This window comes from Microbacterium sp. Leaf320 (assembly GCF_001423485.1).
Classification (GTDB): Bacteria; Actinomycetota; Actinomycetes; order Actinomycetales; family Microbacteriaceae; genus Microbacterium.
On record NZ_LMOD01000002.1, the window covers coordinates 383,066 to 408,187 of the forward strand.

Consider the following 25,122-nt stretch of genomic DNA (forward strand, 5'->3'; position numbering starts at 1 on the left):
GACATGGTGCTGTGGCGGCGCGGACGGCGGATTTCGGATCCACCGCGATAGAGCATCGACCGTACGTCCACGCCTCTTCGCAGCACAGCACATTCGAAAGAAGGACGTGATCGCGGACTGGTCTTCGGGCCGTCAGGCCCACCAACCAACGTAACGAAATGGCCGGTCAGGGGCAAATCCGTAATCCCGAGCGACGTTCAGTTCCGTCGGCTGACCGGGGGATTGTGCGGGTTTCGGCCATGGCCGTGGTGCGGTGTCACGCGGGCGTTTCGGGCGCTTCGCGGGACGGGCCCTGGGCGCTTCCGCAGTCGGATCACGCCTCACAAGTCCGGATTCCGGAGATTCGGACCACGGAGGCGCGATCGGGCTGCCGGGGCGCACGCGATCAGCGGCGGATGCTGCGCGTCACCGTGAACTTCGGAGTGCGCTCGAGCTGCTCGGTGGCACCCACGAGACGGGTCAGTTCGGCGCGATATCCGAGCGAGGAGTTGAAGACCGTGAAGAGCTCGCCGCCGGGGCGGAGGATGCGGGCAGCAGCCTCGAACAGACGCGTCGCAGCGCCCGTGTGCACACTGCTGCCGAGGTGGAACGGCGGATTGAGCAGTACGACGTCGACGCTGGCGTCGGCGAGTGCGGATCCGGCGTCGTCGTGCATGACGGCGACCCGATCGCCGACGCCGTTCGCGGCCACAGTGGCGCGGGCGGAGGCGACAGCTGCGGCCGATCGGTCGGTGGCGATGACGCGGGCTTCGGGGTGCGCGAGAGCGTATGACGCGGCGAGCGCACCGGTTCCGCAGCCGAGGTCGACGACGGTCGTGGCCGGGCTCGACTCGTCGCCGTTCACAACACAGGAGGGATCGGCCGGATCGGCCGTTTCCGGCGCGCTTCCGGTCGGGTCAGGTGCATCGATGCTGAGTCGTGAACCGTCGAGACCGAGCACCTCGAGCAGAACCCGTGTGCCGATGTCGAGCTTCGCCCCCGCGAATGCGCCGCCGTGGGCGACCAGAGTCAGTCCGTCGTGCTTCGCCACCACCGGGAAGGGCGGGTGAGCGGGCACCGGCCGCGGCTCACTCGCGATCACGAGGCGCGATTTCCGTTCGGCTCGCTGCGCCTGCACCTCGGCGAAACCGCGCCCGATCACCTCGTTCTGCGCGATGGTCATGTGCTTCACCCGGCCTCCGGCGACGAGCACGACATCCGAGGCGGACCAGCGGGCGACGGCATCCGTGATCTCCTCGAGCTCGGCGAGCGCCTTGGGCAGCTGCAGCAGCACGAGTCGTGCCCCATCGAGCAGTGTCGCATCGAGTTCGTGCGACGAGAATCCCGACAGACCCAGCTCATCGGCGTTGCGTGCGAGGGCACGCCGTCCGGTTGCGAGGTCCTGATGCACGCGCACGCCGTCAAGACCGGCGGCCGCGAGTGCGAGCGTGATCGCCCCGTACTCGTCGCCGATCACCGCGATCTCGTTTCCGGCGACCCCCGACGCCAGCCCGCGCTCGACCAGCAATAGGTCGGTCGCGTCATACGCCTGGAGGTTGTCGGCCTCGACATCGGGCCAGCGGCGCAGGCGGCTATAGGGGAAGTCCACCCCTCAAGACTACGAGCGGGACCTCTTGACGAGAGCTGAACAAGTGTTTAGCCTTCTGTACATGCGTTCAGCTTCTGACGATCTCACCGCACGCGCGCGCATCCGCGACGCCGCGATCGCCGCCTTCGCGCGCGACGGATACGACGCCACCAGCATGCGGACGATCGCCACTCAGGCCGGCGTCAGCGCGGCGCTGATCGTGCACCACTTCGGCGACAAGAACGCCCTGCGCACGGCGTGCGACGACTATGTCGTCGGCGTCTTCATCGACGAGGACCACGACCTCATCGTCGCGCCGACCCGCGACCGCATCCGCACCGCCCTCAACGACCTCGAGCGCTACGGCCCCTATATCGACTACCTCGCGCGCATGCTCGCCGACGGCTCGGCCGCCGCCGATCGGCTGTTCGACAGCTTCCTGGCCAACACCCGCGATGTGCTCGCCGATCAGCGCGAGGCCGGGATGCTCGAGCCGATGAGCGACCCCGAGATGACGACGATGCTGCTGACGCTGATCGGACTCGCCCCCGTCGTCATGCGTGCGCAGATCGCTCGCGCACTGGGCACCGACCAGCTGAGCCCGGCGGGGCTCCTGCGCACCACCCTGCCGACGCTCGAACTGCTCACTCACGGCATCTATTCGACGACCGCACTGCTCGACGGCGCACGAGACGCACTCGCGGCCGAGGGGAACACCCCGAGAGGAGACGCATCATGACCGACACGATCGAGATCGACCGTCTGCATAAGCGCTACGGCAGTCGCATCGCGCTGCACGAGCTCGACCTGCACGTACGCCCCGGAACGGTCTTCGGACTGATCGGCCCCAATGGGGCTGGCAAGACGACCACCCTCCGCACACTCGTCGACGTCATCCGCCCATCATCCGGCTCGGTGCGCGTCCTCGGCGAGAACCCCCGGCACGGCGGCGCAGCGCTGCGTCGACGCATCGGCTACGTGCCGGGCGAGCTCCACCTCGAGGGGCGATCGAGCGGACACCGGATGCTGGCGTTCTACGCCCAGGTCTCGGGATCCCGCGACGCAACCGCGACCCTCCGCACCGGCCGCGATCTCGCCGACCGTCTCGGCGTCGACCTGTCGCGCCCGGTCCGCACACTGTCGAAGGGCAACAAGCAGAAGGTCGGGCTCATCCAGGCCTTCATGCACCGGCCCGAGCTGCTGATCCTCGACGAACCCACCAGCGGCCTCGACCCCCTGGTGCAGCGGGAGTTCCTGCAGATGGTACGCGAGGCGAAGGACGCGGGGCAGACCGTGCTGCTCAGCTCGCACGTGCTCAGCGAGATCCAGCAGACCGCCGACGAGGTCGCGGTGCTCGCGAACGGACGGGTCGTCGCCGACGGCGACGTCGCCTCGCTGCGCCTGGGATCGATCCGCCGCGTGCGCGCTGAGATCTCGACGACGGATGCCGCGGCCACCCGCGCCGACTTCGACCGCGTGCCCGGTCTCACCGGCATCGATGCGAGCGATGCCGACGGCATCCTGCAGCTGTCCGGCACGATCGACGGCGCCATCGATCCGTTCATCAAGGTGCTCGCCCGATTCGAGGTGCGCGATCTGACCGTGGAGGAACCCGACCTCGAAGAGTCGGTGCTGCGGCTGTACGGCGCTTCTGCCACTCCGGCATCCGCCCGACCCGCGACCCGACGATCGCGACGCGACAGGGAGGAGCAGAGATGAACGGCATCCTGCCCGTGTTCCGGCGAAGCTTGCGCGAGTCCTGGCGAAGCCTGCTCGGATGGACCGTCGGTCTCGCCGCGGTGCTGTTCCTCTATCTGCCGCTGTATCCGAGCCTCGCCGGCGACGGCCAGCTCGAGGCCATGATCTCGTCGCTGCCGAAGGAACTCGTCGACACCCTCGGGTACGACCAGATCGCGACCGGCGCCGGATACGCGCAGAGCACGTTCTTCGGCCTGATCGGCTTCCTTCTGCTCACGATCGCAGCGGTGACCTGGGGCTCGGCCGCCATCGCCGGCGCCGAAGAGAGCGGGCGGGCCGAACTCGACCTCGCGCACGGCATCGGCCGCGGCCAGTATGCGCTGGAGTCGGCCTTCGCCGTGCTCGTGCGACTGCTGTGGCTCGGCGTCTTCTCGGGGGTCGTCGTCTGGGCGTTGAACGACTCGGCCGAGCTCGGCCTCGAAGGCTGGCGCATCGTCGGAGCGAGCGCCGCGCTCACCGGACTCTCGTTCCTCACGGCATCCGCCGCTCTGCTCGCCGGCGCAGCGACGGGTCGCCGCATCTGGGCGACGGGCGTCGGCGCAGGAATCGCCGTGGTCGGGTACGTCCTGCAGGCGATCGCCCGACAGTCCGACGACCTCGAGTGGTTGAACGCGCTCTCCCCGTACGCCTGGGTGTACCGTCAGCCGCCCCTCGCCGAGGGTGTGGATGCCGGTGGGCTCGCCCTCACCTGGGGCCTGGCTCTCGTGTTCGTCGTGGCGTCGGTCTTCGCCTTCCGCGCGCGCGACGTGCGCGGCTGACACCGTTCGCGCCGCCACCACCACCGCCACCGCCAGACGGGGTCAGTTCCACACTGCACCAGCCGTGCCTGTCCGAAAAACGGGTTGACACACCCGAGGTTCAGTGGTTACATAGTCGAGTAACTAACCCACTAACCACAGCGGAGGACTCGTGATCGAAGAAGGCAAGCCGCTCTTCCTCCAGATCGCCGAGCAGATCGAGGACTCTATCCTCGACGGCTCGCTCGAGGAGGAGTCGCAGGCGCCCTCGACCAACGAGCTCGCCGGCTTCTACCGGATCAACCCCGCGACAGCAGCCAAGGGAGTCGCCATGCTCACCGACAAGGGAGTGCTGTACAAGCGCCGCGGCATCGGCATGTTCGTCGCCGCCGGGGCGAAGGATCTGCTCCTCGGCGAGCGCCGCGCCGCATTCGCCGACCGCTACATCGACCCGCTCCTCGCCGAGGCCCGCACGCTGGGGCTCGGCGCCGAAGACCTCGCCGCACTGCTCCGCGAGCGGGCAGCACAGCCAGCACAGCCAGACCTCACCGAAGGGAAGACCACCGCATGACCGCCGTCATCGAGGTCCAGAACCTCACCAAGCACTACAAGGAGAAGAACGCGCTCGACAATGTGTCGCTCAGCCTCGAGGGCGGCGCGATCTACGGCCTGCTCGGACGCAACGGCGCCGGCAAGACGACGCTCATGTCGATCCTGACCGCGCAGAACTTCGAGTCGTCCGGCACCGTGCGCGTCTTCGGCGAGCACCCCTACGAGAACGCGCGGGTCCTGAACCGGATCTGCTTCGTCCGCGAGAGCCAGAAGTATCCGGATGACGCCTACCCGCGTCACGCGTTCAAGGCCGCGAGCCTGTTCTTCCACAACTGGAACCAGGAGCTCGCCGACGAACTCATCGAGCAGTTCCAGCTGCCGATGAAGCAGACGATCAAGAAGCTCTCCCGCGGCCAGCTCTCGGCCGTCGGGGTCATCATCGGGCTCGCCTCGCGAGCCGAGCTCACCTTCTTCGACGAGCCGTACCTGGGTCTCGACGCGGTCGCCAGGCAGATCTTCTACGACCGCCTGCTCGAGGACTACGCCGAGCATCCGCGCACGATCGTGCTCTCGTCGCACCTGATCGACGAGGTCTCGAACCTCATCGAGAAGGTCATCGTGATCGACAACGGCAAGATCCTGCTCAACGAAGACACGGATGCAGTGCGCGACCGTGCCGTCACCGTGGTCGGAGATGCGGCCAAGGTCGACGCGTGGGCCTCCGGCCGCGAGGTACTGCACCGCGAGGCGCTCGGCCGCGTGGCATCCGTCACGGTGCTCGGAGCGCTGTCGCCCGCCGAGCGCGCCGAGGTCATGGCAGCCGGTCTCGATCTCGCACCCGTCTCACTGCAGCAGCTGATCGTCCGGCTCACCCAGAGGGCAGAGGCGGATTCCGCAACGAGAGGTTCCGATGTGAAGGAGGAGGTGCGCTGATGCGACGCACACTCAATGTCATCCGCCTGCAGCTGATCAACCGCCAGACGTTCATCTGGGTGCCGCTGATCATCCTCGGCTCCGCGGTCGTGATCTCGGTGCTCATCTACGCGATGATCCCCGTCGACACCCCGAAGTACGGCGGTGGCGGCCAGGCGCCGCTCTGGTACTTCTTCGCGATCGGCATCTCGGCCATGACGCTCACCTTCCCGTTCTCGCAGGCGATGAGCATCACGCGCCGGGACTTCTTCTTCGGCACGCTGCTCACGGCGATCCTCGGCAGCGCGTTCATGGGCGTGGTGTTCCTGATCGGCGGCGCCATCGAGACGCTGACCAACGGATACGGCGTCAACGGCTACGTGTTCTACCTGCCGTGGCTGTGGGAGGCGGGCCCGCTCGGGGCTTTCATCGTCTACTTCACCCTCGCGCTCTTCCTGTTCGTCGTCGGCTTCACCGGCGCGACGATCTACAAGAGCTGGGGCCCGACGGTGCTCACCATCGTCGGTGTCGGCCTCGCGCTGGTCCTCGTCGGACTCGCGTTCCTCGCGACCAGACTCGATCTCTGGGGGCAGGTGTGGACCGGCATCCTCGATGCGGGTGCACTCGGACTCGCACTCTGGGGACTCGTCGCCACCGTGATTCTCGTCGGCGTCTCGTTCCTCGCGTTCCGCCGAGCGATTCCCTGATCCTCCGGGTCTTCGGGGTCCGCTCGACCCTCGACGCCGGTCGCTCCTCACAGGGCGGCCGGCGTCGTCGCGTCTGCGCCCGCTACTCGCCGCGAGCGCAGGACGCAACCCGGTGCGAGCACGAAGGCGCAGCGGATAGCGTCACCTGCGGGGAGGATGACGAAGGGATGCCGTGACCACCATCAGTACGCGACTCCGAGCGCGCCGCTCGGGGGCCGCACTCGAGATCCGCGAAGCCGTGCATCCGGCCCGCCTCCTGCTCGTGGCGAAGACCACGCTCGCCGTGGGTCTCGCCTGGACCATCGCCCCGCACATGCCGGGCATCACCGACGAGTACCCCTACTACGCCCCGCTCGGCGCGCTCGTCAGCATGTACCCGACCCTCATGGGGTCGCTGCGTTCGGGCCTGCAGACGCTGCTCGGCCTCGCCACCGGCATCGGCCTGGCCCTCCTCGTCGTGATGACGGTCGGCCCGACATGGTGGACGATCCCCGTCGTGGTCGGGGTCGGCATGCTCATCTCCGGCACCGGATGGTTCGGCGCCGCCCGCGAGTATGTGCCCGTCGCCGCGCTGTTCGTGCTGATCATCGGCGGCCAGAACGCCGACGACTACTCGCTCGGGTACCTGGTGCAGATGGCGGTCGGCGTCACCATCGGCCTCATCGTCAACGTGGTGATCGCACCGGCCCCGCTGACGCTCGCCGCAGCCGCACGGGTCGACGCGTTCCGTGAGCAGTTGAGCACTCACCTGCACGACATCGGCTCGGCCGTAGCGGAATCCTGGCCGCCCGAGCATGAGAAATGGGCGGACGATGCGGCGTCTCTCGCCGACACGACCTCGGCTCTGCGAGAGGCTCTGGCCGATGCGGACGACAGTCGGCGCGGCAACGTCAGGGCGCGCGGTCGACGGGGCGAGACGCAGCACATCCATGCCGACCTGACGCGCCTCGATCGGGTCGCCCACCTCATCCGCGACATCTCCGACGAGATCGCAGACACCATCTGGGACCGACCGGGCGCCCTCGCGCTCGATCCCGCACTGCCCGAGCCGCTGTCGGCCGCGTGCCATGCCGTCGCCGACGTCATCGGCCAGGAGGAGCCGCTGACCGCCGCAGACCACCGCGCCAGGGCCGAGGCGGCGCGGGCGATCCGCCTGCTGCTCGAGACGGTCGACGTCCGCACCATCGACGTGCGCCGCTCGATGGGACCCGGTGTGCTCGCAGCCATGCATCTGCGCCGCATCCTGATCCTCAGCGGCCACCGCGAGACCGACGAGGCGGATGGCGACCGTCCCGAGAGCGCAGGAGCGTAGCGGTTCAGATCGTGTCGTCGGCGGCGAGGATGTCGACCTGCCATGAGCGCCCGGCGGGGTCGTCCTTGTCGTGGGCGTCGACCGCCTCGGTGATGACCTCCTGCACGCGCTCCATCACGGCTTCGAACTCGGCCTCGGTGAGGCGCACCATGCGCTGCGAGAAGTGGGCATGCACCTCGGCCGCTCGACCCGAGAGATATTCGGGAGTCCAGGCGACCACGCGGTTCAGCATGTCCTGATGATCGTCGGCGACCGAACGGACCATGGCCGTGCCCAGAGCTTCGTCCGGCACCGGGTGCTCGGGCCCGCCGACATTGAACGATCCCCTGCGCGACTTCCAGACGCGGTCGCGGCGGTCGCGGGCATGCTCGGGAGCCTCCTCGATGAGGCCCGCATCGGCCAGTACCCGCAGGTGAAAGCTCGCGCTGTTGGCCGGCACGTCGAGGTCGGCGGCGACGTCGGCCGCACGCAGGTGCTCGCGACGCGAGAACAGCCGGATCATCTGACGACGCAGCGGATGCGCGTAGGCCTTGAGCATCGCCGACGTCATCCAGACCTGGTCCGCGTCGTTCTTCGCCTCCGCCATACCGAGAGTGTATCCGCACAGGAAGTTGCGCAATAAGTATTGCGCAACTGTTCTTGCGCAATTACGGTGAGTAGCATGACGACCGTGACCGAGCCCCACCGTCTGTGGCGCAACACCCGATACCTGACCTGGCTCGTGAGCGACACGAGCAAGGGGCTGGCGGCCGCCCTGTTCGCCTTCGCGATCCCGCTGCTCGCCCTGATCGTCACGAACGACCCCGCGCAGGCCGGCATCATCGGCGGCGCGGGCATGGTCGCCCGGCTGTTGCTCACGCTCGCCGGCGGCATCCTCGCCGATCGTCACCGGCGCATCCTACTGATGCTGATCGGCTCGCTGATCGGCATCCTGCTGGCGGGCGCCTTCACCCTGCTGGCGCTCGGCGGCGCACTGACCTTCGCCACGCTCCTCATCGCCGACGTGCTGCTGGCGGCGCGCAGCGGACTGTTCGACGTCGCCGGCGAGAGCGCCATCAAGGAGATCGTGCCCGACGACGCCATGGGCCGCGCGCAGGCTGCGAATCAGGGGCGTGATGCTGCGATCCAGCTCGCCGGCGGCCCGCTCGGCGGCCTGCTGCTGGGCGTCGGCGGATGGCTCGTCGGAGCCGTCATGACGCTCTGCCACGCGGTCGCGGCGGTGACGGCGTGGATGCTGCAGCGCGAGGTGCGCCGCGCCGGGATCATCGACACAGGAGCGGATGCCGACGCTGCAGCCGCCCGGCGGGAAAAACGAGAGCATCCGGTCGGCGACGAGCGTGTCGCCGTGGGACTCGCCGTGGATCCGGCGGATGGTCTGGGTCTTCCCGTGGACACCGCGGCGGATGTGAGTACCCAAGGCAAGACCAGCGCATGGGCCGAACTGCGCGAGGGCTTCACGTGGCTGCTCTCGCGACCCGATCTCGGCGGCGTGCTGCTCATCATCACGGTCATCAACCTGGGCTTCAACGCCGCGATCACGACCACGATCTACGCGCTGCAGCAGGAGGGCTATTCCGAACTGCTGATCGGTTCGCTCAGCGCGGCCGTGGGTGCCGTCATGCTCGTGGGGGCGATCGTCGCGCCGACGCTCGTTCCCCGCATCCGCGCCGGCGTGATCGCGATCAGCGGGCTCTCGGTGGTCGCCGTCGGCACGATCGTGCTCTCGATGGTCACCGAACCGTGGGCGATCGTGGTCGTTCTGGGAGCCTCGGTGCTGCTGCTTCCGGCCCTCAACGCGGGGATGATGGGCTACTTCATGGTCGCGACGCCGACGCAGCTGCTCGGCAGGGCGAACAGCGCGGCCGGCGTGCTGGGCATGGGCGCGCTGCCGCTCGCTCCGCTGATCGCCGGCTTCGGACTCACCTGGATCGGCCGCGAATGGACGATCCTCGTCTGCGCGGCGCTCTGCGCCATCGCGGTCGCGCTCGCCCTGGGCAACCGTGCATTGCGCGCGTTGCCGATCGAGTCCCGCTGGGCCGAGCACGCGAAGCAGTACGAGAACGCCTGAGCCCCACTCCCGTCGATGTCCTGGTCTCCGCCCGGGGGCTGGCCGCAGACGCCGGATGCCCGAGGCCGTCAGAGCATCCCGGTGAGCACGCCCCCATCGGCGCGGAGCGCCGCGCCGTTCGTCGCCGACGACAGCGGGCTCGACAGATACGCGACCAGGCTCGCGATCTCCGTCGGATCGATGAATCGCTCCAGCAGGGTCGTGTGGTTCCGGCCGATGATCGCATCCTTCATCGCCTCCGCGGGGAGGGATTGGGCCTCGGCCACGGCTGCGACCGACGCGGCCACTCCATCCGAGTAGGTGGGACCGCCGAGCACGGTGTTGACCGTGACTGCGGTGCCTCGGGTGAGTTTCGCCAGCCCGTTCCCCAGCGCGATCATCGCCGCTTTCGTCATGCCGTAATGCACCATGTCGGCCGGTACGTTAACCCCGGATTCGCTGCTGATGAAGATGATGCGCCCCGAACCCCGCGCGAGCATTCCGCCGAGCACCGCCCGCGACAGTCGCACGCCGCTCATGACGTTGACATCGAAGTACCGCGCCCAGTCCTCGTCGCTGATCGACGCGAAGTCGGCGAGACCGAAGAGCCCGACATTGTTCACGAGGATGTCCACATCACCCAGTGCGTCCGTGAGCCGCGCCACCTCGCCGGCATCCGAGAAGTCGGCCGCGAGTCCCGACACCCGGGCCCCCGGCTGCTCGCCGCGCAGGCGCTCGACCGCCGCGTCGACGCGTTCTGCGGTGCGCCCGTTGAGCGTCACCTCCGCACCCTCTGCGGCGAGCTGGGCCGCGATGGCGTATCCGATGCCCTGGGTAGAGCCGCTGACGAACGCCCTCTCGTCATGCAGTCGCAGATCCATGACTACTCCTCCTCGCGCCGCCGAGCGACGCATTGACTTGCCTGAGCAAGTAACTCTATGTGGATTGACTTGCCTGAGCAAGTGACGACCGAGCAGATGAAGTAGTGTCATGACATGCCTGAGCAATCGATCGACGATCCACTGAGCGCGGACGAACTGGAGATCTGGGCGACCGTCGCCACGTTGATCGAGCGCCTCCCGACCGCTCTCGACGCCCAGCTGCAACGAGACAGCGGGCTCACCCATTTCGAACACGGCATCCTGTTCGCCCTCGACTCCGCGCCCGATCGATCACTGCGCCTCAGCGTGCTCGCGAGCTACGCCAGCTGCACCCTCTCGCGGCTCTCCCGCGCTGTCTCTCGCCTGGAGGCGAAAGGATGGGTCCGCCGCGAGACCGACTCCGCCGACGGCCGGTTCACGCTCGGCATCCTCACGCCGAGCGGGCACGACAAGGTCGTCGAATCCACTCCCGCGCATCACGCGCTGGTGAGGCGGGTGATCTTCGACAGCCTGACGGTCGCGCAGACGCGCCAGCTCGGCGCGATCAGTCAGAGGATCTCCACCGCGATCGGACCGGACGAGGCGTGGAAGCCGCCAGCCCTCGAGCGCCCATGAGGCATGTCGGATGCCGGTGATGCTGTCGGATGTCGGTGATGCTGTCGGATGTCGGTGTCGATGCGTAGGATCGGCCGCACCGAACATCCCTACCTGAGGAGACGACGATGTCAGCCCTGGAGATCAGCGAGAAGCCTCTTCCCTATGTCCGACTTGCGACACTGACCGAGAAGGTCGGCACGCAGCCCGAGGTCGCCGCGGTCGTCGGGCCGCTGTTCGACCGCGTGGCCGATGCGCTTCTGGCATCAGGTGCGAACCCGGGCCTGCCGATCGCCGAGTACGACATGGACCGGCACGGCGTGCGCATCACCGTCGGCTTCACCTACGACGGGCCCGCCATCGACGGCCTCGTGATCATCGAGCTGCCCGCCGTCGAGTCGGCGTTCACCGCCACCCACCATGGATCCATGGCGACGATCGACGAGAGCTGGGGCGCAGTGAACACCGCGATCACCGAGCGGGGCGCCACGGCCGTGGGGCCGTGCCGCGAGGTCTACCTGCAGTCGGAGTCCGAAGACCAGGCCGACTGGATCACCGAGCTGCAGCAACCGGTCGCAGCGAGCTGAGCAGCCGTCTCTATCAGGCGAGCAGCCGTCGCAGCGAGACGTGCGGCCGCCTCTATGAGGGGAACGTCTCGAGCGGCCGAGGCGTCGACCGACTGACGGTCAGAGTGCGCCGGTGAGTGCCGCGACGCCGACCAGCACCGAGACCAGTGCGAGCACCAGGGCGATCGCGATCAGCACAGCGTGCACCTTGAGGAAGGTCGTGGCCTTGCCGTCGGCATCCCGAGCCCGCGGGTCGGTCGCGACGCGCTTGTAGAAGCGGGGCCACACCAGCACGTTGAAAGCGGCGTTGAGGAACAGGACGACAGCGAGGGCGATCACCCCTCCACGCTAACGCCCGCGGCACGAATCCCCGGCCACCCCGTCACCCGGTATCCGTCTCCCGGTATCCGTCTCCCGCCGTCTCCCGCCGTCTCCCGCCGTCTCTCATCCACCGTTTGCAGGACCACCGCACGCCTGCAGGACTAGACCGCAGCCCTGTTCCCGCAGACGCTCATCGGTCCTGCAGACGGCACCTGAGATGACCCTCGGACTCAATCCCACCGATATTCCGGAAAACCGACCGAGTCCATGTATCACCGAACCCTTGCCGTGCTCCTTACTGGTGTGATCACAATGGGACTCATGATCGACGGCGCACCCGACGGCGCCGCCCTCGATCCTGCACCGGACGACGGCGCGGCACGCTGGAGGCGAGCCGCCGACTTCTTCGACGCATGGCGGGACGGCGACAGCCGCGCGATGGACGACCTCGTGCGGCTGATGACGCCTGTGCTCTGGCATGTGGTGCGCGCCTACGGCCTCGAGCGGACGCTCGCCGAAGATGTGATCCAGACGACCTGGTTGCAGCTGGTGCGCGGACACCGATCGATCGCCGATCCGAAGGCGGTCTCGGCCTGGCTGACGACCACCGCCCGCCGCGAGGCCTGGCGTGCGGGCAAGGCTCATAACCGACTCGACACGACAGAGGCCGATGCTCTCGACGCCCTGCTGCCCGAGCAGGCCTCCGCCGAAGAGCGTGCCGCGACCGGCGACGAGAACCGCCGGCTCTGGTCTGCCGTGCAGCGTCTCGCCGAGAGATGTCAGCGTCTGTTGCGCGTGATCGCGTTCGAGGAACGCCCGGATTACGCGCGGCTCGCCGCCGACCTCGGGATGGCCGTGGGCAGCATCGGGCCGACGAGACAGCGTTGCCTGGCGAAGCTGCGAGACCTGCTCGATGCCCCGACACCGCAGACGGGAGGCACCTCATGAGCGAGAACGACGGCAACAACGGCGGCGACAACCATGAGGATGCCGAGCTCTTCGCGCACCTCCGGTCGCTGTGGCGCGACGTCGATCCGATGCCCGCAGCGCTGATCGATCGCATGATCGCGGCCGTCGCGACCGAGGGTCTGTCGGCGGAGTACGCGCTGCTGACCCTGGTCGAGCAGCCGCTCGGCGCGGTGCGTGGAGACGCGGACGCGCTGACCCTGCAGTTCAGCGACGGCACGACGAGCATCCTCCTGCACGTCACGGGTACCGCGAGCGGCGCGCATCGCATCGACGGCTGGGTGGACACGGCGGCAGGCCTGATCGAGCTCGCCCAGGGCGAGCGGACCCGCACCACGACCGCGAGCGACACGGGCCGCTTCGTGTTCGACGATGTACCAGACGGGCTGACGCTCGTGCGCCTCACGACGGCGGTCGGCGACGAGCAGCGCATCCTGTCGACCCCGCAGTTCGAGTTGTGATCGACCGCGGGGCGACCCGCTCACACCGCGGGGCGACCCGCTCACACCGCAGGGCCAGTCCCGCACCTCGCAGGATTCCCCGCATAGATCGCGGGCCCGCCCGCACAGGACGCGGGTCCGCCCGCGAGGAGAGGACCGACGATGGAGCAGCCCAAAGGGTGGAGCTGGCAGGACCGAGCGGAAGGATCGATCCGTCGAGGGACAGCACTGGATCCGTCCGTAGAGCCGGTCGACGGAGTCCGCGCGTTCCCGACCGCGTATCTGCAGGAGCGCCTGCTGATCACGCAGGACCAGGTCGACAACGGCCAGGAAGCATACGACCGGGAGATCCGCGAGCTGCGCGAAGCCGCCGGATCGTTCGGTTGGAATCTCGACATCGAGTCTCCGGATGCTCTCCGCGCCGCCGACCCGCTGGTCCCCGGCGTTCCCGGTTTCCTCCGGGCCCATCTGACGACCCCCGATGAACCCACGCGCGGTGAATCACCCGTGCCACCCGACGCCTGGCGCGTGCTGCAGCGCGCGCGACGCAGTTCGGGAACGCCGATGCCCCGGACCAGCCTCGAGCACGTGCTGTCGATCGACCCCGTGGGTCTCAATCCGTTCAGCCGCACGAATCCCTTCAGCCGCACGAACCCGTTCAGCCGCACCAACCCGGTCCGCGGCGCCGGAGGGGGCGCGGGAGGCAGCGATGACTACCTCGAACCAGGACGCGGCGCGCGTCAGCCGGTCGCGTGGCTCGGGCCCGCACCCCAGCGCACCGCCGCTCCGAAACGCGGCCGTCGCCCGGTGGTGGCGGTGCTCGACACCGGATGCGGCGCGCATGACTGGCTGCCCGACGACATCGTCACCCGCCACATCGAGCTCGACGGCGTGCCGGTCGGGCTCACCGACGAGGCGGATCCCGAGCGCTACCCCGATCTCTACGGACAGCTCGACGGCGAGATCGACGCGGTCGCGGGTCACGGCACCTTCATCGCCGGCATCATCCGGCAGGCAGCTCCGGAGGCGGACATCCTGTCGATCCGCATGGCCGGCGCTCTCGGCGTGATCGACGAGAGCACCTTCCTGACGACGGTCGCGCAGGTGGTCGAACTGCTGCGTCGCCACCGCGAGGACCCGAAGACCGGGCATCCGATCGACGTGCTGAATCTGTCGCTCGGGTACTACCACGAGACTCCGGTCGACGGTCAGTTCAGCACGACCCTCAACGCACTGCTCGCCACGGCACGGGAGCTCGGATGCGTGGTCGTGTGCTCGGCGGGCAACGACGCGATCGATCGGCCGTCGTTCCCGGCATCGCTCTGGCCGTGGCCCGGTGCCGACAACGGCATCCCGCGCGACAAGGATGCCCCGCACGTGTCGGTCGGCGCCCTCAACCCCTCGGCTCGCTCTGTCGCACTGTTCTCGAACGTCGGACCCTGGGTGCAGGTGTATGCGCCGGGAGCTGCGGTGGTCAGCACCTCGCCGGGGTTCGTCGGCGGCGAGCAGGCGACCACGAGGGCCGATGTCGACGGGCTCCGCCGCGAGACGATCGACCCCGACGACTACCGCGGCGGCTTCGCGATCTGGAGCGGCACGTCGTTCGCGGCTCCCTACGTCGCGGGGCGGATCGCCGCCCAGCTCGGCACGGTGCCTCCGCAGGGCGTGACAGCGGATGCTGCGACCAAGGCCGTCGCCGCCGTGCTCAAGACGCTGCCGTCTCCGGTCGAGCGAGGGTAGGTGAAAGGGCTTCTCATATAGGCACCCTCTAGAGAGACTGCCTACGAACACCCTTTGTGAGACGTGGGACACCAGTGTGAGAGGGATGCGATGCACCGGCGTGGGATCTCACGAGACGATCCCCAAACGGACACCTTCAACAAGTCTCCAAGAGAGCCTGCCCAGCAGCCGGACCTGAACTATATGGCAGTCGCTGCCTAAACTTGTTACAGTAGCTGTATGAAACAACATCAGGAGACCGCGCCGCTTCTCGAGGCGCTTGGGCTGTCTAAGTGGTATGGGAAGGGCGAGAGTCGGTTCCGAGCCCTTGATAACGTCACGGTGCGGATCGGAAAGGGGGAATCGGTCGCGATCGTGGGTAAGAGCGGATCGGGCAAGTCGACGCTCATGCATCTGCTCGCCCTTCTGGATGCGCCGGACGAGGGGGCTGTCGCCGTAGAGGGGCGTGACGCGGCGGGTATGGGGCAGCGGCAGTTGAACGAGCTTCGCAACCGCCGGTTCGGCTTCGTCTTCCAGCAGTTCTTTCTCACCGCCAACACGTCGGTTCTCGACAACGTGACACTGCCCCTCAAGATTGCCGGCGTCCCGGCCCGGGAGCGTCGCGCACGCGGCATTGCGGCGCTGCGAAAGTTCGGGTTGGACGACAAAGCGAAGAATCGGGCCAGCGACCTCTCCGGCGGCCAGAAGCAGCGAGTGGTCCTCACCCGCGCGCTCGTCGGCGAGCCGGCGGTGATCTTCGCGGACGAACCCACTGGGAACCTGGATTCCGCGACGGGGAGCCTGGTGGAGGAAGAGCTGTTTCAACTCAACCGGGAGCAGGGGATCACTCTCGTGATCGTCACGCACGACGAGGATTTGGCCGCTCGCTGCGACCGGCAGATTCTCGTGCGCGACGGTCGAATCGTCGACACCGCGGAGGTGGCGGCATGAAAACCACCGACCTGATCCGCACCGCGTTCGCGAACACTTTCCGCAACAAGCTGCGCACGACCCTTACCGTACTAGCGCTGTTCATCGGCGCGTTCACCCTCACCCTTACGACGGCGCTCGGCGCGGGGGTGTCCGACTATGTAACCAAGCAAGTCGCTTCCCTAGGCGCGAATGACGTATTCCTCATCTCAAAGGCATCAACCGCGACGGCGACCGACAGCGGCCCCCAAGAATACGACCCCGCCACTTCGAGCCCTGGGACCGGCACCAGCAACCCACTCACGGGCCAGGCGGGCACCCTGACCGATTCCGACATCCTGACTCTCGCCAGCATCGATGGTCTCCGTGACGTGAATCCCGTCTCAACTGTCGCCATCGACTACGTGGAGATCGGCGGCAGCGACAAGTACCAGTTCACGATCGCTCCGACTTCTTCGATCGCCCAAGCGGACCTCGCCGCCGGCGAGCAACTGGACTCCTCGAGATCCGCCTATCAGGTGATTTTGCCGGAGGACTACGTCGATCCTCTCGGCTTGGATGGCAACGAAGAAGCCGTGGGTGCGACTCTCACTCTCGGATTCACAGACCTCACCGGAGTCCAGCACACCGAGACAGCCACGATCGTGGGGGTCTCGAACACGAGTTTGCTCAGCGCGGGAGCCGGCGCGAACTCGGCGCTGGTCGCGGCGATCGCCGAGGAGCAGAAAGCCGGCTCGAGCGCACCCGATCGGTACCAGGTGGCGGTGGCCTACTTTGACGCGGATGCCTCCGGCGCTCAGATCACGCAACTGAAAGAGGAGATTGCCGACGCCGGGATGTCTGCCCAGACCATCGAGGATCAACTCGGAGTCGTGCAGACGATCATCACCGGAATCACAGGTGTGCTTAACGCCTTCGCGATCATCGCACTCTTGGCCGCAGCGTTCGGCATTGTGAATACACTCCTGATGAGCGTGCAGGAACGAACGAGGGAGATCGGCCTGATGAAGGCGATGGGGATGGGCAGCGGCCGCATATTCACCCTCTTCAGCCTCGAAGCTGCCGTGATCGGTTTCCTCGGCAGCGCCCTCGGCGTACTCGTTGCGATCGCCGTCGGGCTGCCCCTCAACGGTGCACTCGCCAGCGGGCCTCTCTCCGGCCTCTCCGGCCTCAACCTGCTGCTCTTCCAGCCCAGCGGAATCATTGGCGTCATCGCACTCATCGTCGTCATCGCCTTCCTCGCCGGAACACTCCCCGCACGAAGGGCAGCAAAGAAGAACCCAATCGACGCCCTACGGTACGAATAGAACATGAGGGAAACGATGAGCGCGCGCGGGGGAAGCAACGCCAGAGGGCGAGCCACCGCGCGCGCCATCGAGTCTGCCGCGGTGCGCCTAGCCACAGAGCACGGCGTGGCGGCGGTGACCGTCGATCAGATCTGCGCGGACGCCGGCATCGCCCAGCGCACGTTCTTCAACCACTTCGACACAAAGGAAGACGCGCTTCTCGGCAAGGATCTCCCTTGGATCGATGAGCAGCGCGCCCGGGAGTACCTGAGCTCCACGACCATCGGGGTGCTCGCCGGCGCCCTGAACCTTGTGCAACTCCCAACACCAGGGGACAGCGATCACGAACTCCTCCTGGCCCGGATCGCCCTCCTCTCCACATCGCCCGCTCTCGCCGAACGGCAGGCGCTGCGGATGCGACCCCTGGCAGACGAGGTGCAAAGCATCATCACGCTCAAACTCAACGATCTCGCCCCCGACCGATCCCCGCAAGAGCTCAACTCCTCCGCCGCATTGATCACGCAGATCGCTTCCACGCTCATGCTCACGTCCGCCCTGCCCGGCCTCGAAAACTCGCCTACCCCGACCCTCCACGACCTCACCTGGATCTGGCCCCAACTGCTCTGAAGCAACTATCGGTCGCGAATTAGGACTGTGCGGCTTCGGTGCGCGCGAGTAGGACGAGTGCCGCAAAGCGATCCCCTTACGAACGCCTAAGGAGATCGCCACGGTTTGCAGCTGGCGACCATAAGCTCTCACTGGGATAGCAACCGACCCACTGCCACCCAGTGACAAGTACGGTTTTTTGCCGTACACTTGACCGCATGACCACCACCACCGAGCGCCTTGAACTGCGTATCCCCGGAGAACAGAAGTCGCAGGTCGAGCACGCGGCAGCGCTGCGCGGCATGACAACCTCGGCCTTCGTGCGCGACGCTGTGATCGAGCGCACCCAAGAGGTTATCCGCGCTGAACGGGAGATCCGCCTCAACTCTGAGGCCTGGGAACGTTTCAGTGCAGCCATCGACGCTCCTGGCGTACCGGTAGCGGGACTTGCTGAGCTGCTCACGCGGAAATCCGTCTTCGGTTGAGCTTCAGTCAGCCCCGGCCGATCGCTCCGGGAGACCCGCTCTCAGCATTCCGCTGCGGCACGACAACACTCGATAACTGGCTTCGCCAAAGTGCTCGAGAAAACGAGCGACGAGGGGCGTCCCGAACGTTCGTCTCTTTCGACGGTGAAGGCGCGGTGGCTGCCTACTACAGTCTGAGCGCCTTCACCGTCGAGCGGGAGGCGCTAGGAGATGATTGGGGACGCTTGCCTCGTGTCGTTCCCGTGACACTCATCGGACGACTCGCTGTGCATCTTGATCACCAGGGCAAGGGCCTGGGGTTTGCGATGCTTCAAGATGCGGTGGCTCGTGCCATTACCGCGGCCAAAGCCGTCGGTTCTGCAGCAGTCATCGCCCATGTCGTCGACCCAAAGGCCCGGCCTTTCTACGAACGCTTCGGCTTCACGAATCTGCCCGGCGACGAGAAGACCTACCTCATTAGCATGGCCGACATCGCAGCCACTTTGGAGAGCATCGAGTCCTGAACTAGCGTCCGCCTACAATCTGATTCGTCACGTCGGCCGATCCCATACCGAACAGGCCGATACCCTCGCATCATGACCACGGAGTCGGACGCGATCGTTTGGAACTCGGAACTCCCTCACGAGCTCTACGCAGCCATGGGGCGCGTCGCTCATTCGACCGCACTTCTCGATGCAATGTTGGGTGAGTTCGCCGAGTATCTCACTGACAGCACCAACACTTGGGTGTTCGTGTCAGGGCAAAGCACTGACTGGTTGATTCAGACGTGTCGGGTCCTTCTAGAGACCACACTCGACCCTCAGAGGACTAGATATCCGGACGAGTTCCATAAGGCCCTCCGCCAGCAGCTCAGCCGCGCGAGCGATCTGCGAAACTTACGAAACCGGGTCATCCATGGAACCTGGAGCAACGCTAGTTATGCCGAGGATCCCCTGCACAGGCCGTGGGGGGATACAACCAGCGAACGTACTTTCTGGGTTGCACGTGACCGTCAACGGCGAAGCTTCGAGGAGCAAGCCATGACGGCCAGCGACGTCAATCGGCTGGCCGACGAGATCGATCTCGTCACAGACGGTGTCATCAGAGCATGGAGATCCGTAACGCCTCACAGACCCGACTGGCCGCCGTTCCGGCGCTGGCACGACTTGGGCCTCAACAGCAGCGAAGACTAAGTCCATCCGCTACCCATTGAGTTAATATAGATTCACCGATAATAGCTATTATGTCAGCCTAAGTTGACGAGACTTCGTCTCGCTACGCCACTGAAACAGGAGTTCGCCGAGCATCTTGATCGCTTCGCCATCACGCTCTGGTGGGAGGGTCGGCTGTCCGAATTCGTTGGGGACCAGTCCACCGAGCAGAAACAGTGGGAGGTGGTGCCAACCCAGAGCGGGGCTCGAGGCTACGCCCACTCGGTCACACATCCAGTCGTAGAACGTCGGGGAATTATCGTCGGGACCAAGAACTTCGTCCCTGCCAAGCAGCCAGAGGCCGTGAGACATGCCATTCAGGAACGCGACCACCTTGATGTAGTCGACCTCGCCGACGTACATTCCCGGGCGTACAAACAAAGCGCGCAAGGCCTCGTTGACGGAAGGCCTGGAAGGCGCCGTGAACTCGTGCTCCGCCATGAGACAACTCTGTCAGGTGGTCGCGTCCGGCGATCACCCGACAGGCGAAAAACTGCAGCAAAGATCTTCGACCCGGTCGACGACGGGCCTTGCCCGGGGATGGCTCCGACCGATTTCGTGCGTGCCCTCGTCTCGTACGCAGACAAGACTGTGCTCCCCCTCGCGCGATCTTGTCTGGAGTCCCCTGGGGTGGGGACGGCGGGAGCAGAACCCGAGTCTGCTCCCCTGGTGGCCGAGGTCCCTTATGCCTCGGCCCGGACATGCGATGGAGCTTTGCTGCACGGGAGACGACTGACGTGCGGCCAGGCTGAGGCGGTTGCCGTCGTCGAGCGTTGTCGGTCACTGCAGGAGCCTTTCGGCCTCGGCCCGACTGATCTGCCCGTCGAGGTAGCGGTAGAAGTTTTCCACGGCCGCAGGGTCAACCCATCGGCCTGTGATGAGCAGATCGAACGCGCCATTGAAGCGCTGCTCTTCGGTCGAGCTCCCGCGCCCTGGATCCGACGGGCCCGCCGACTGTTCGCGCTCGTGCTCTGCTCCTTTGGCGTGTGGTCGACGTGGTTCATGCGACGGCGTTCTGCTGCTGCGCGGCGGGCTGCCATTCGCCGGTGAGTTCGTCGGCGCCGCGGGAGCGCCGGCGGTACATGAGCTGCAGCTCGAGGTCGGTGTAGTTGGCTTTCAGGTACCAGTGGTTCGTCTCACGTTCCCAGTGGGCGACGTCGGCCTGCAGCTGCGCCTTCTCGGCTTCGAGCTCGGCGATCGGGTACCGGATATACGGGCATGCCGTCGTCGAGCATCTCAACCGGTGGCGCCCATGTCTCTGATGCCGAGAATTGTGCGGACGACTCGTCGCGCTGCGCCTGCCCTTCCACCGTTGCCCCCTCATTGCTCTGATCTTTGCTCGTGCGTTGAACCTATCTGCATCCGGTCACTCACAGGCGGTTCTGATTCCCTTCACCCGCGGACTGCGGTGGAGCCCACGCTAGGGACCGGTCGCGGGCCGTGTATGTCCTCTCTTCGGGGGACATACGATCCATTCATCGTGGCGGCTCGCGGAGCTGCGTCAGAATCCACCCGCCACCTCGTCTAGAAGGTGCCGGGTTGTTCGGTGCGTTCCCCCTGGGGAGGGCCGGGACGCAGGCGGCTGGTGATCCTCCCCGTTCGCCACGCTCCGCAAAACACACCGGCTGCGGCGGTCCGCCTCCCCAGGCACCGCCGCAGCCACACCACACGGCCTGACGTCACCCGCACGCACCCCAGAGACCAACCGCGGATTCGATCGCGTCCCGTTCCGCAGCCTGGTGAGATTCCCGGTGAATGTACCCGACGTCGAACGTGTACTCGTAGCCGGCGCCGGCGGTGATCGCGAGCTCGGCCGCGGACTGCCCGTCGATGTACACGTACCGCAACAGCCGCCCGTACTTGTCGACGTCGGCTTGGCTGGGGTCGCCGGCCAGTTCTACCTCTTGCCCGTAGAGCAGCTCGTCAAGGAACGCGCGCGCTTCGTCGGCGTAGCATTCGCTCGCCTCTCCCCCGCGGCCGATCTCCGGAGTATCAATCCCGATCAGGCGCACCCGCGCGGTCCCGTCATCCGTTGCCACGTCGATCGTGTCCCCGTCGACGACCGCGACCACTCCGCCGTTGTGGCAACGGGCGCGGTTGACGAGGCTGCGACGATCGGCGTGCAGCCGGTCAATCCGACGACGGTGAGGATGGCTACTCCCCCAGCCAGGCGGTTCATGCGACGGCGCCCTGCTGCTCGGTCGCCGGGTTCCACTCGCCGGTGAGTTCGTTGGCGCCGCGGGAGCGCCGGCGGTACATGAGCTGCAGCTCGAGGTCGGTGTAGGTGGCCTTCAGATACCAGTGGTTAGTCTGCTGTTCCCAGTGGGCGACATCGGCCTGCAGCTGCGCCTTCTCGGCCTCGAGGTCGGCGATCTTCTGGCGCATGTACTCGAAGGTGGCCCAGGAAATGTGCGGGTGCTCGACGAGGGGCGTCGGCGCCGCGGTGGTGCTCATGGCGGGTCACGCGGCCCGGGTGGCGGCGAGTTCGGCGATCTTGTCGGGGCGGAACCCCGCCCAGTGATCCCCCTCCCCCGTGATGACGACGGGTGCCTGGAGGTGGCCGAGGGCTTTGACCTGCTCGAGCGCGGACGGGTCCAGGGTCAGATCGCGGATCTCGTACTCGATACCAGCGGCGTCGAGAGCCCGGTAGGTGGCGTTGCACTGCACGCACGAGGGCTTCGTGTAGATGGTGAGTGTGGCGATCGCGTTCATGATGTTTTCCCTAGTTCCGTATGCCGTTTCCGTACCTTCAGTTTACCGAATTTGGCCCCGAAAATGAAGTGTTTTCTTTGCTCTGAACTGGTATTTCATGGTTCGTGAGCGCTGGGGCTTCTGGGAATCAATCGCGCTGGGAATCCCCGTGGCGCAACGCACGATCCACGCCCCCGTACCCGCATCCTCGTCGACGAGATCTCCGGAGTGCGGACGCGACCTCACCATCCGCGATCGCCCCGAGGCTCACGACCTGGCTATCTCCCCAGATCCACTCCCTCGTCTTCAGCCGAAAGAACCCTGCCACTCCCCCAGCGCGAGTCGCATCCGTGAAGACCCCTTGCTCCCCCGTGGGCGCATCTGCACCCATGACAATGGGGTCGGGGCGCACCGCGCCCCGACCCCAGACCGCTGCTCTCAGGCGGCGACCGCCTCCACGCCCTGGTGCGCGAGCCAGGTGCTCTCCACCGCAGTGATGACGCCCTCGAGCCCCTCGGGGGCCGTGCCGCCTTCGGCATCGATCACGCTGAGGATGGTGGTCATGTTCTCGGGTGTGAGCTGCAGGTAGGGTCCGTCGATGCAGTACGCGGAGCCGGGGATGTGGGCGAGGAGTGCCGCGTGCTCGTCTCGCGTGATGTACAGCTGCGCGTTGTGGGTGGTGGTGTCCATGGTGCTGCTCCTGTGGTTCCGTGTGGTCGGTGTGGAAGCACAGAGAACGCAGTGGCGGAGCGCAGTGGCGGATGGAGGGAGAAGTGGTGCGGCGAAATATGGGAGCGCAGCGACCGCGTCGCAGCAGTTCTCCCGGAGACCGGCACGCAGGGACAGAGCGGAGTTATCGTCGCGGACACCGAACCAGCCGGAACCACAGGAGACCGCCCCGGCGCTCCCCCGTCTCGGGTGTGAAGACCGTGATAGTGGCTCGACGTAGCATCCGAGCAGATTCTGCCAACGCGGGCGCGTAATAAGTGGGCCGGGCACTCGTCTCATAAGAGGCAGCAGTTCTGACTGCCCCTCCCTTCCCCCTGTTGAGTCTTGGATCCTGAATGCCCCGTCCTTCTATCTCGCTGTCCGCACCTCCTGCCGGCTTGATGACCGTGTCCATCGTCGCGCAGGATGAGCGCGGGTTCACCCACTACTACGAGCCGATTGAGGCGCCACCAGCGGCCGTGCGCGAGGCGTACGACCTTCTCGCGCGCGCCGCCGAGCAGTATCGCGTAGGCGGGCCGGTTGAGGCGGGGCCGGCCTGATGCTGACCGCGCGAATCCGCCGCCTTCGCACCGCGGACCCCGAGAGCGCGGGCACGACGCTGGAGGATCCGGCGGACCGGCCGCTCAGGCGCCTCTACTTGCCGGGCGTCGGCCCGTCACCAGCGTCCGTGCAGACGGTCAAGGTTCTGACGGCGGACGCTGGCAGTCTGCTCGGTGACGTGATCGAGATCACCGGCGACGACATGGGCGCCATCCTCGAGCAGGTGCCCGACGGCTGGAAGCTGCTGTCCGCCCGCCGCACCTAACCTGTCTATTATCAGAGATTCGAAACTCGCGCGATAGCGCATACTGAAGTATCGAGTATTTGTTCTCTATTTGTTGGGGGTGTGCGTGCTTGCGACTGCTCGATGCGACGGCGGCCGCATTGCTCCTGGCGGCGCCGGTCGCGGTCGCGTGTGGGTTCCCCTCCCCGCGCAGGACTACTACGACGGTCCGATCGATCTGACGGACATGCTCGTCGACGACCAAGCCGCGACGTTCATCGTCCGCGCATCCGGGCACTCGATGACAGGTGCGGGGATCAGCGACGGTGACGAGCTGCTCGTTGACCGCTCCAAGACACCGAAGCACGGGGACATTATCGTCGCCGTGCTCGACGGCGAACTGACGGTGAAGCGCCTCGAGCTCTCCCCCGCCGGCGTGGTGCTGCGCTCGGAGAACACGGCGCACCCAGACATTGTGGTCGCGGAGCTGAGTGACCTGCAGGTGTGGGGCGTGGCCACGTACGGCCTGCACCACTTGCGGTAGCCGACCATGCTCGCGCACGTCGACGTCAACTCCGCCTACGCCTCATTCGAACGAGTCTTCAACCCGCGTCTCACAGACGTCCCCCTGGTCGTTGGGCGGGTCCGGCCCTGACGTCACTGTGACGGCGCTGCCCAATCGTGCCGACCTGCGGTCTAGTAGATGCCGCAGACGTAGTCCTCCGTGGAGTTGATGACCGCGGCAGTCAGCCGGACGCACGGCTTGGGCGGGCTGCTCACGCTCGTGGTTTCGCGTCGATTCATTGTGGTCATGGACTTTCGCTATTCGGCGCGGGGATGTGAGCGTGCAATAACACCGACGTCAGGTCCTCCTGGCAGGTCGGCGGCTAGTCACATACCGACAGGATGACCAGTGAGAACGGAACGGAGAAGGCCGAGGAACATGAAGAAGAAGGAGTACGCGGCAGCGCTCGAAAAGACGAAGAGAGCTATTCCGACACCCCCGATCGTGGTGCCGATAATGGCGAGCACTCTGCTCCTGCCCCCGCGCGCGCGATTCTTCCTAAGCGCACAAAGCCCAGTGACGAGGGCGCCGATCATGGTGATCGGAACGACTAGGAGCCAGATGAAGGAGAAGAACGGCGGGGTATCGCCTCCCCGTGCGAGAGCGAGCAGAAGCGAGAACCCGATGGTCGCGACTCCGAGGCTAGCGAGTACCACCGAAACAGTGGCGAGTGGCGCCGTCCTCGACACCGACGGCGGTCGTGGGCTGCTCATGCCCCACCGAAGAACAGCCAAGGGTACAGGTAGGCACCGAGGCCGACCATGAGAACAGCGATGACGAGACTGGCGATCGTCAGGG

General features: G+C 66.6%; 32 protein-coding genes and 1 pseudogene. 22 read left to right on the forward strand and 11 right to left on the reverse strand.

The features are described 5' to 3' along the window. Nucleotides 1–385: 385 nt before the first annotated feature. Nucleotides 386–1,588, reverse strand: a complete 1,203-nt coding sequence (locus ASF63_RS19300; RefSeq protein WP_056511075.1) for a class I SAM-dependent methyltransferase — start codon at nt 1,586–1,588, stop codon at nt 386–388. A 61-nt stretch (nt 1,589–1,649) separates the two neighbouring features. Between ASF63_RS19300 and ASF63_RS06620 the strand changes: the two genes are divergently transcribed. The 7 genes from ASF63_RS06620 to ASF63_RS06650 all read left to right on the forward strand — a co-directional run bounded on the left by ASF63_RS06620 (nt 1,650) and on the right by ASF63_RS06650 (nt 7,545). Next, nucleotides 1,650–2,306, forward strand: a complete 657-nt coding sequence (locus ASF63_RS06620; RefSeq protein WP_056511081.1) for a TetR family transcriptional regulator — start codon at nt 1,650–1,652, stop codon at nt 2,304–2,306. Beyond that, nucleotides 2,303–3,286 carry an ABC transporter ATP-binding protein gene (locus ASF63_RS06625; RefSeq protein WP_056511085.1) on the forward strand — a complete coding sequence of 328 codons (984 nt, stop codon included), beginning with the start codon at nt 2,303–2,305 and terminating at the stop codon, nt 3,284–3,286. The genes ASF63_RS06620 and ASF63_RS06625 overlap by 4 nt, the downstream gene beginning before the upstream one ends. Further along, nucleotides 3,283–4,083 (forward strand): ABC transporter permease subunit, encoded by an 801-nt coding sequence (locus tag ASF63_RS06630; RefSeq protein ID WP_056511087.1) that lies wholly within the window; start codon nt 3,283–3,285, stop codon nt 4,081–4,083. Before ASF63_RS06625 ends, ASF63_RS06630 begins: the two co-directional genes overlap by 4 nt. A gap of 151 nt (nt 4,084–4,234) precedes the next feature. Beyond that, entirely contained in the window at nt 4,235–4,633 is a 399-nt protein-coding gene (locus ASF63_RS06635) for a GntR family transcriptional regulator (RefSeq protein WP_056511090.1), read from the forward strand. Beyond that, nucleotides 4,630–5,547 carry an ABC transporter ATP-binding protein gene (locus ASF63_RS06640; protein WP_056511093.1) on the forward strand — a complete coding sequence of 306 codons (918 nt, stop codon included), beginning with the start codon at nt 4,630–4,632 and terminating at the stop codon, nt 5,545–5,547. Before ASF63_RS06635 ends, ASF63_RS06640 begins: the two co-directional genes overlap by 4 nt. Next, nucleotides 5,547–6,233, forward strand: coding sequence for a hypothetical protein (locus ASF63_RS06645; protein WP_056511096.1), 687 nt, complete (start codon nt 5,547–5,549; stop codon nt 6,231–6,233). Before ASF63_RS06640 ends, ASF63_RS06645 begins: the two co-directional genes overlap by 1 nt. A 172-nt stretch (nt 6,234–6,405) precedes the next feature. Beyond that, nucleotides 6,406–7,545, forward strand: coding sequence for an FUSC family protein (locus tag ASF63_RS06650; protein WP_082477893.1), 1,140 nt, complete (start codon nt 6,406–6,408; stop codon nt 7,543–7,545). Nucleotides 7,546–7,549: 4 nt separating this feature from the next. Here the strand turns inward: ASF63_RS06650 and ASF63_RS06655 are convergent, their stop codons facing one another. Next, nucleotides 7,550–8,131, reverse strand: a complete 582-nt coding sequence (locus ASF63_RS06655; RefSeq protein WP_056511100.1) for a helix-turn-helix domain-containing protein — start codon at nt 8,129–8,131, stop codon at nt 7,550–7,552. 75 nt (nt 8,132–8,206) lie between these two features. Here ASF63_RS06655 and ASF63_RS06660 point away from each other — a divergent pair, with 75 nt between their 5' ends. Continuing rightward, nucleotides 8,207–9,613 carry an MFS transporter gene (locus ASF63_RS06660; RefSeq protein WP_056511103.1) on the forward strand — a complete coding sequence of 469 codons (1,407 nt, stop codon included), beginning with the start codon at nt 8,207–8,209 and terminating at the stop codon, nt 9,611–9,613. Nucleotides 9,614–9,681: 68 nt separating this feature from the next. Here ASF63_RS06660 and ASF63_RS06665 read toward each other — a convergent pair whose 3' ends face one another. Then, nucleotides 9,682–10,473 (reverse strand): SDR family NAD(P)-dependent oxidoreductase, encoded by a 792-nt coding sequence (locus tag ASF63_RS06665; RefSeq protein ID WP_056511106.1) that lies wholly within the window; start codon nt 10,471–10,473, stop codon nt 9,682–9,684. Between the two features lie 114 nt (nt 10,474–10,587). Between ASF63_RS06665 and ASF63_RS06670 the strand changes: the two genes are divergently transcribed. Continuing rightward, nucleotides 10,588–11,088, forward strand: a complete 501-nt coding sequence (locus tag ASF63_RS06670) for a MarR family winged helix-turn-helix transcriptional regulator (RefSeq protein ID WP_056511110.1) — start codon at nt 10,588–10,590, stop codon at nt 11,086–11,088. A gap of 107 nt (nt 11,089–11,195) precedes the next feature. Beyond that, the gene (locus ASF63_RS06675) at nt 11,196–11,654 is read left to right on the forward strand and encodes a GyrI-like domain-containing protein (protein ID WP_056511113.1); all 459 of its coding nucleotides are present in this window, start codon (nt 11,196–11,198) and stop codon (nt 11,652–11,654) included. Nucleotides 11,655–11,753: 99 nt separating this feature from the next. Here ASF63_RS06675 and ASF63_RS06680 read toward each other — a convergent pair whose 3' ends face one another. Then, complete coding sequence (locus ASF63_RS06680; RefSeq protein ID WP_056511117.1) at nt 11,754–11,972, reverse strand: SCO4848 family membrane protein; 219 nt, start codon at nt 11,970–11,972, stop codon at nt 11,754–11,756. Between the two features lie 303 nt (nt 11,973–12,275). Here ASF63_RS06680 and ASF63_RS06685 point away from each other — a divergent pair, with 303 nt between their 5' ends. The 9 genes from ASF63_RS06685 (at nt 12,276) to ASF63_RS06725 (ending at nt 19,558) form a co-directional block, all read left to right on the forward strand. Then, nucleotides 12,276–12,902, forward strand: coding sequence for an RNA polymerase sigma factor (locus tag ASF63_RS06685; RefSeq protein WP_235560722.1), 627 nt, complete (start codon nt 12,276–12,278; stop codon nt 12,900–12,902). Beyond that, nucleotides 12,899–13,381: a hypothetical protein gene (locus ASF63_RS06690; RefSeq protein WP_056511122.1), complete on the forward strand. Its 483-nt coding sequence runs from the start codon at nt 12,899–12,901 to the stop codon at nt 13,379–13,381. The genes ASF63_RS06685 and ASF63_RS06690 overlap by 4 nt, the downstream gene beginning before the upstream one ends. Before the next feature lie 141 nt (nt 13,382–13,522). Continuing rightward, entirely contained in the window at nt 13,523–15,100 is a 1,578-nt protein-coding gene (locus tag ASF63_RS06695; protein ID WP_056511125.1) for a S8 family peptidase, read from the forward strand. Nucleotides 15,101–15,319: 219 nt separating this feature from the next. Continuing rightward, nucleotides 15,320–16,030, forward strand: a complete 711-nt coding sequence (locus ASF63_RS06700) for an ABC transporter ATP-binding protein (RefSeq protein WP_056511129.1) — start codon at nt 15,320–15,322, stop codon at nt 16,028–16,030. Beyond that, the gene (locus ASF63_RS06705) at nt 16,027–17,316 is read left to right on the forward strand and encodes an ABC transporter permease (RefSeq protein WP_056511132.1); all 1,290 of its coding nucleotides are present in this window, start codon (nt 16,027–16,029) and stop codon (nt 17,314–17,316) included. The genes ASF63_RS06700 and ASF63_RS06705 overlap by 4 nt, the downstream gene beginning before the upstream one ends. Before the next feature lie 3 nt (nt 17,317–17,319). Further along, the gene (locus ASF63_RS06710; protein WP_056511135.1) at nt 17,320–17,922 is read left to right on the forward strand and encodes a TetR/AcrR family transcriptional regulator; all 603 of its coding nucleotides are present in this window, start codon (nt 17,320–17,322) and stop codon (nt 17,920–17,922) included. A 197-nt stretch (nt 17,923–18,119) separates the two neighbouring features. After that, a complete protein-coding gene (locus ASF63_RS06715; RefSeq protein WP_056511138.1) occupies nt 18,120–18,386 on the forward strand; it encodes a DUF1778 domain-containing protein in 267 nt (88 codons plus the stop codon). Further along, the gene (locus ASF63_RS18790) at nt 18,383–18,889 is read left to right on the forward strand and encodes a GNAT family N-acetyltransferase (RefSeq protein ID WP_082477895.1); all 507 of its coding nucleotides are present in this window, start codon (nt 18,383–18,385) and stop codon (nt 18,887–18,889) included. Before ASF63_RS06715 ends, ASF63_RS18790 begins: the two co-directional genes overlap by 4 nt. Nucleotides 18,890–18,961: 72 nt before the next feature. Continuing rightward, the gene (locus ASF63_RS06725; RefSeq protein ID WP_056511144.1) at nt 18,962–19,558 is read left to right on the forward strand and encodes a hypothetical protein; all 597 of its coding nucleotides are present in this window, start codon (nt 18,962–18,964) and stop codon (nt 19,556–19,558) included. A gap of 48 nt (nt 19,559–19,606) precedes the next feature. Here the strand turns inward: ASF63_RS06725 and ASF63_RS06730 are convergent, their stop codons facing one another. From ASF63_RS06730 to ASF63_RS06755, 6 genes are all read right to left on the reverse strand, one after another. After that, entirely contained in the window at nt 19,607–20,017 is a 411-nt protein-coding gene (locus ASF63_RS06730) for a hypothetical protein (protein WP_056511148.1), read from the reverse strand. Nucleotides 20,018–20,576: 559 nt separating this feature from the next. Continuing rightward, complete coding sequence (locus tag ASF63_RS06735; protein WP_056511151.1) at nt 20,577–20,816, reverse strand: hypothetical protein; 240 nt, start codon at nt 20,814–20,816, stop codon at nt 20,577–20,579. 439 nt (nt 20,817–21,255) lie between these two features. Next, on the reverse strand, nt 21,256–21,648 hold the full coding sequence (locus tag ASF63_RS06740; RefSeq protein ID WP_056511153.1) for a thermonuclease family protein: 393 nt from the start codon (nt 21,646–21,648) through the stop codon (nt 21,256–21,258). Nucleotides 21,649–21,751: 103 nt separating this feature from the next. After that, nucleotides 21,752–22,030 (reverse strand): hypothetical protein, encoded by a 279-nt coding sequence (locus tag ASF63_RS06745; protein WP_056511157.1) that lies wholly within the window; start codon nt 22,028–22,030, stop codon nt 21,752–21,754. Nucleotides 22,031–22,036: 6 nt separating this feature from the next. Next, entirely contained in the window at nt 22,037–22,288 is a 252-nt protein-coding gene (gene nrdH, locus ASF63_RS06750; RefSeq protein ID WP_056511160.1) for a glutaredoxin-like protein NrdH, read from the reverse strand. 417 nt (nt 22,289–22,705) lie between these two features. Next, on the reverse strand, nt 22,706–22,957 hold the full coding sequence (locus ASF63_RS06755) for a hypothetical protein (RefSeq protein WP_056511163.1): 252 nt from the start codon (nt 22,955–22,957) through the stop codon (nt 22,706–22,708). Between the two features lie 374 nt (nt 22,958–23,331). Between ASF63_RS06755 and ASF63_RS06760 the strand changes: the two genes are divergently transcribed. The 3 genes and pseudogenes from ASF63_RS06760 (at nt 23,332) to ASF63_RS06770 (ending at nt 24,303) form a co-directional block, all read left to right on the forward strand. Continuing rightward, the gene (locus tag ASF63_RS06760) at nt 23,332–23,535 is read left to right on the forward strand and encodes a hypothetical protein (protein WP_056511165.1); all 204 of its coding nucleotides are present in this window, start codon (nt 23,332–23,334) and stop codon (nt 23,533–23,535) included. Then, nucleotides 23,535–23,801: a hypothetical protein gene (locus ASF63_RS06765; RefSeq protein WP_056511168.1), complete on the forward strand. Its 267-nt coding sequence runs from the start codon at nt 23,535–23,537 to the stop codon at nt 23,799–23,801. The genes ASF63_RS06760 and ASF63_RS06765 overlap by 1 nt, the downstream gene beginning before the upstream one ends. Before the next feature lie 89 nt (nt 23,802–23,890). Continuing rightward, nucleotides 23,891–24,303: pseudogene (locus ASF63_RS06770) on the forward strand (LexA family protein). Nucleotides 24,304–24,650: 347 nt separating this feature from the next. Here ASF63_RS06770 and ASF63_RS06775 read toward each other — a convergent pair. Then, the gene (locus tag ASF63_RS06775) at nt 24,651–25,037 is read right to left on the reverse strand and encodes a hypothetical protein (RefSeq protein WP_157534260.1); all 387 of its coding nucleotides are present in this window, start codon (nt 25,035–25,037) and stop codon (nt 24,651–24,653) included. Between the last annotated feature and the right edge of the window lie 85 nt (nt 25,038–25,122).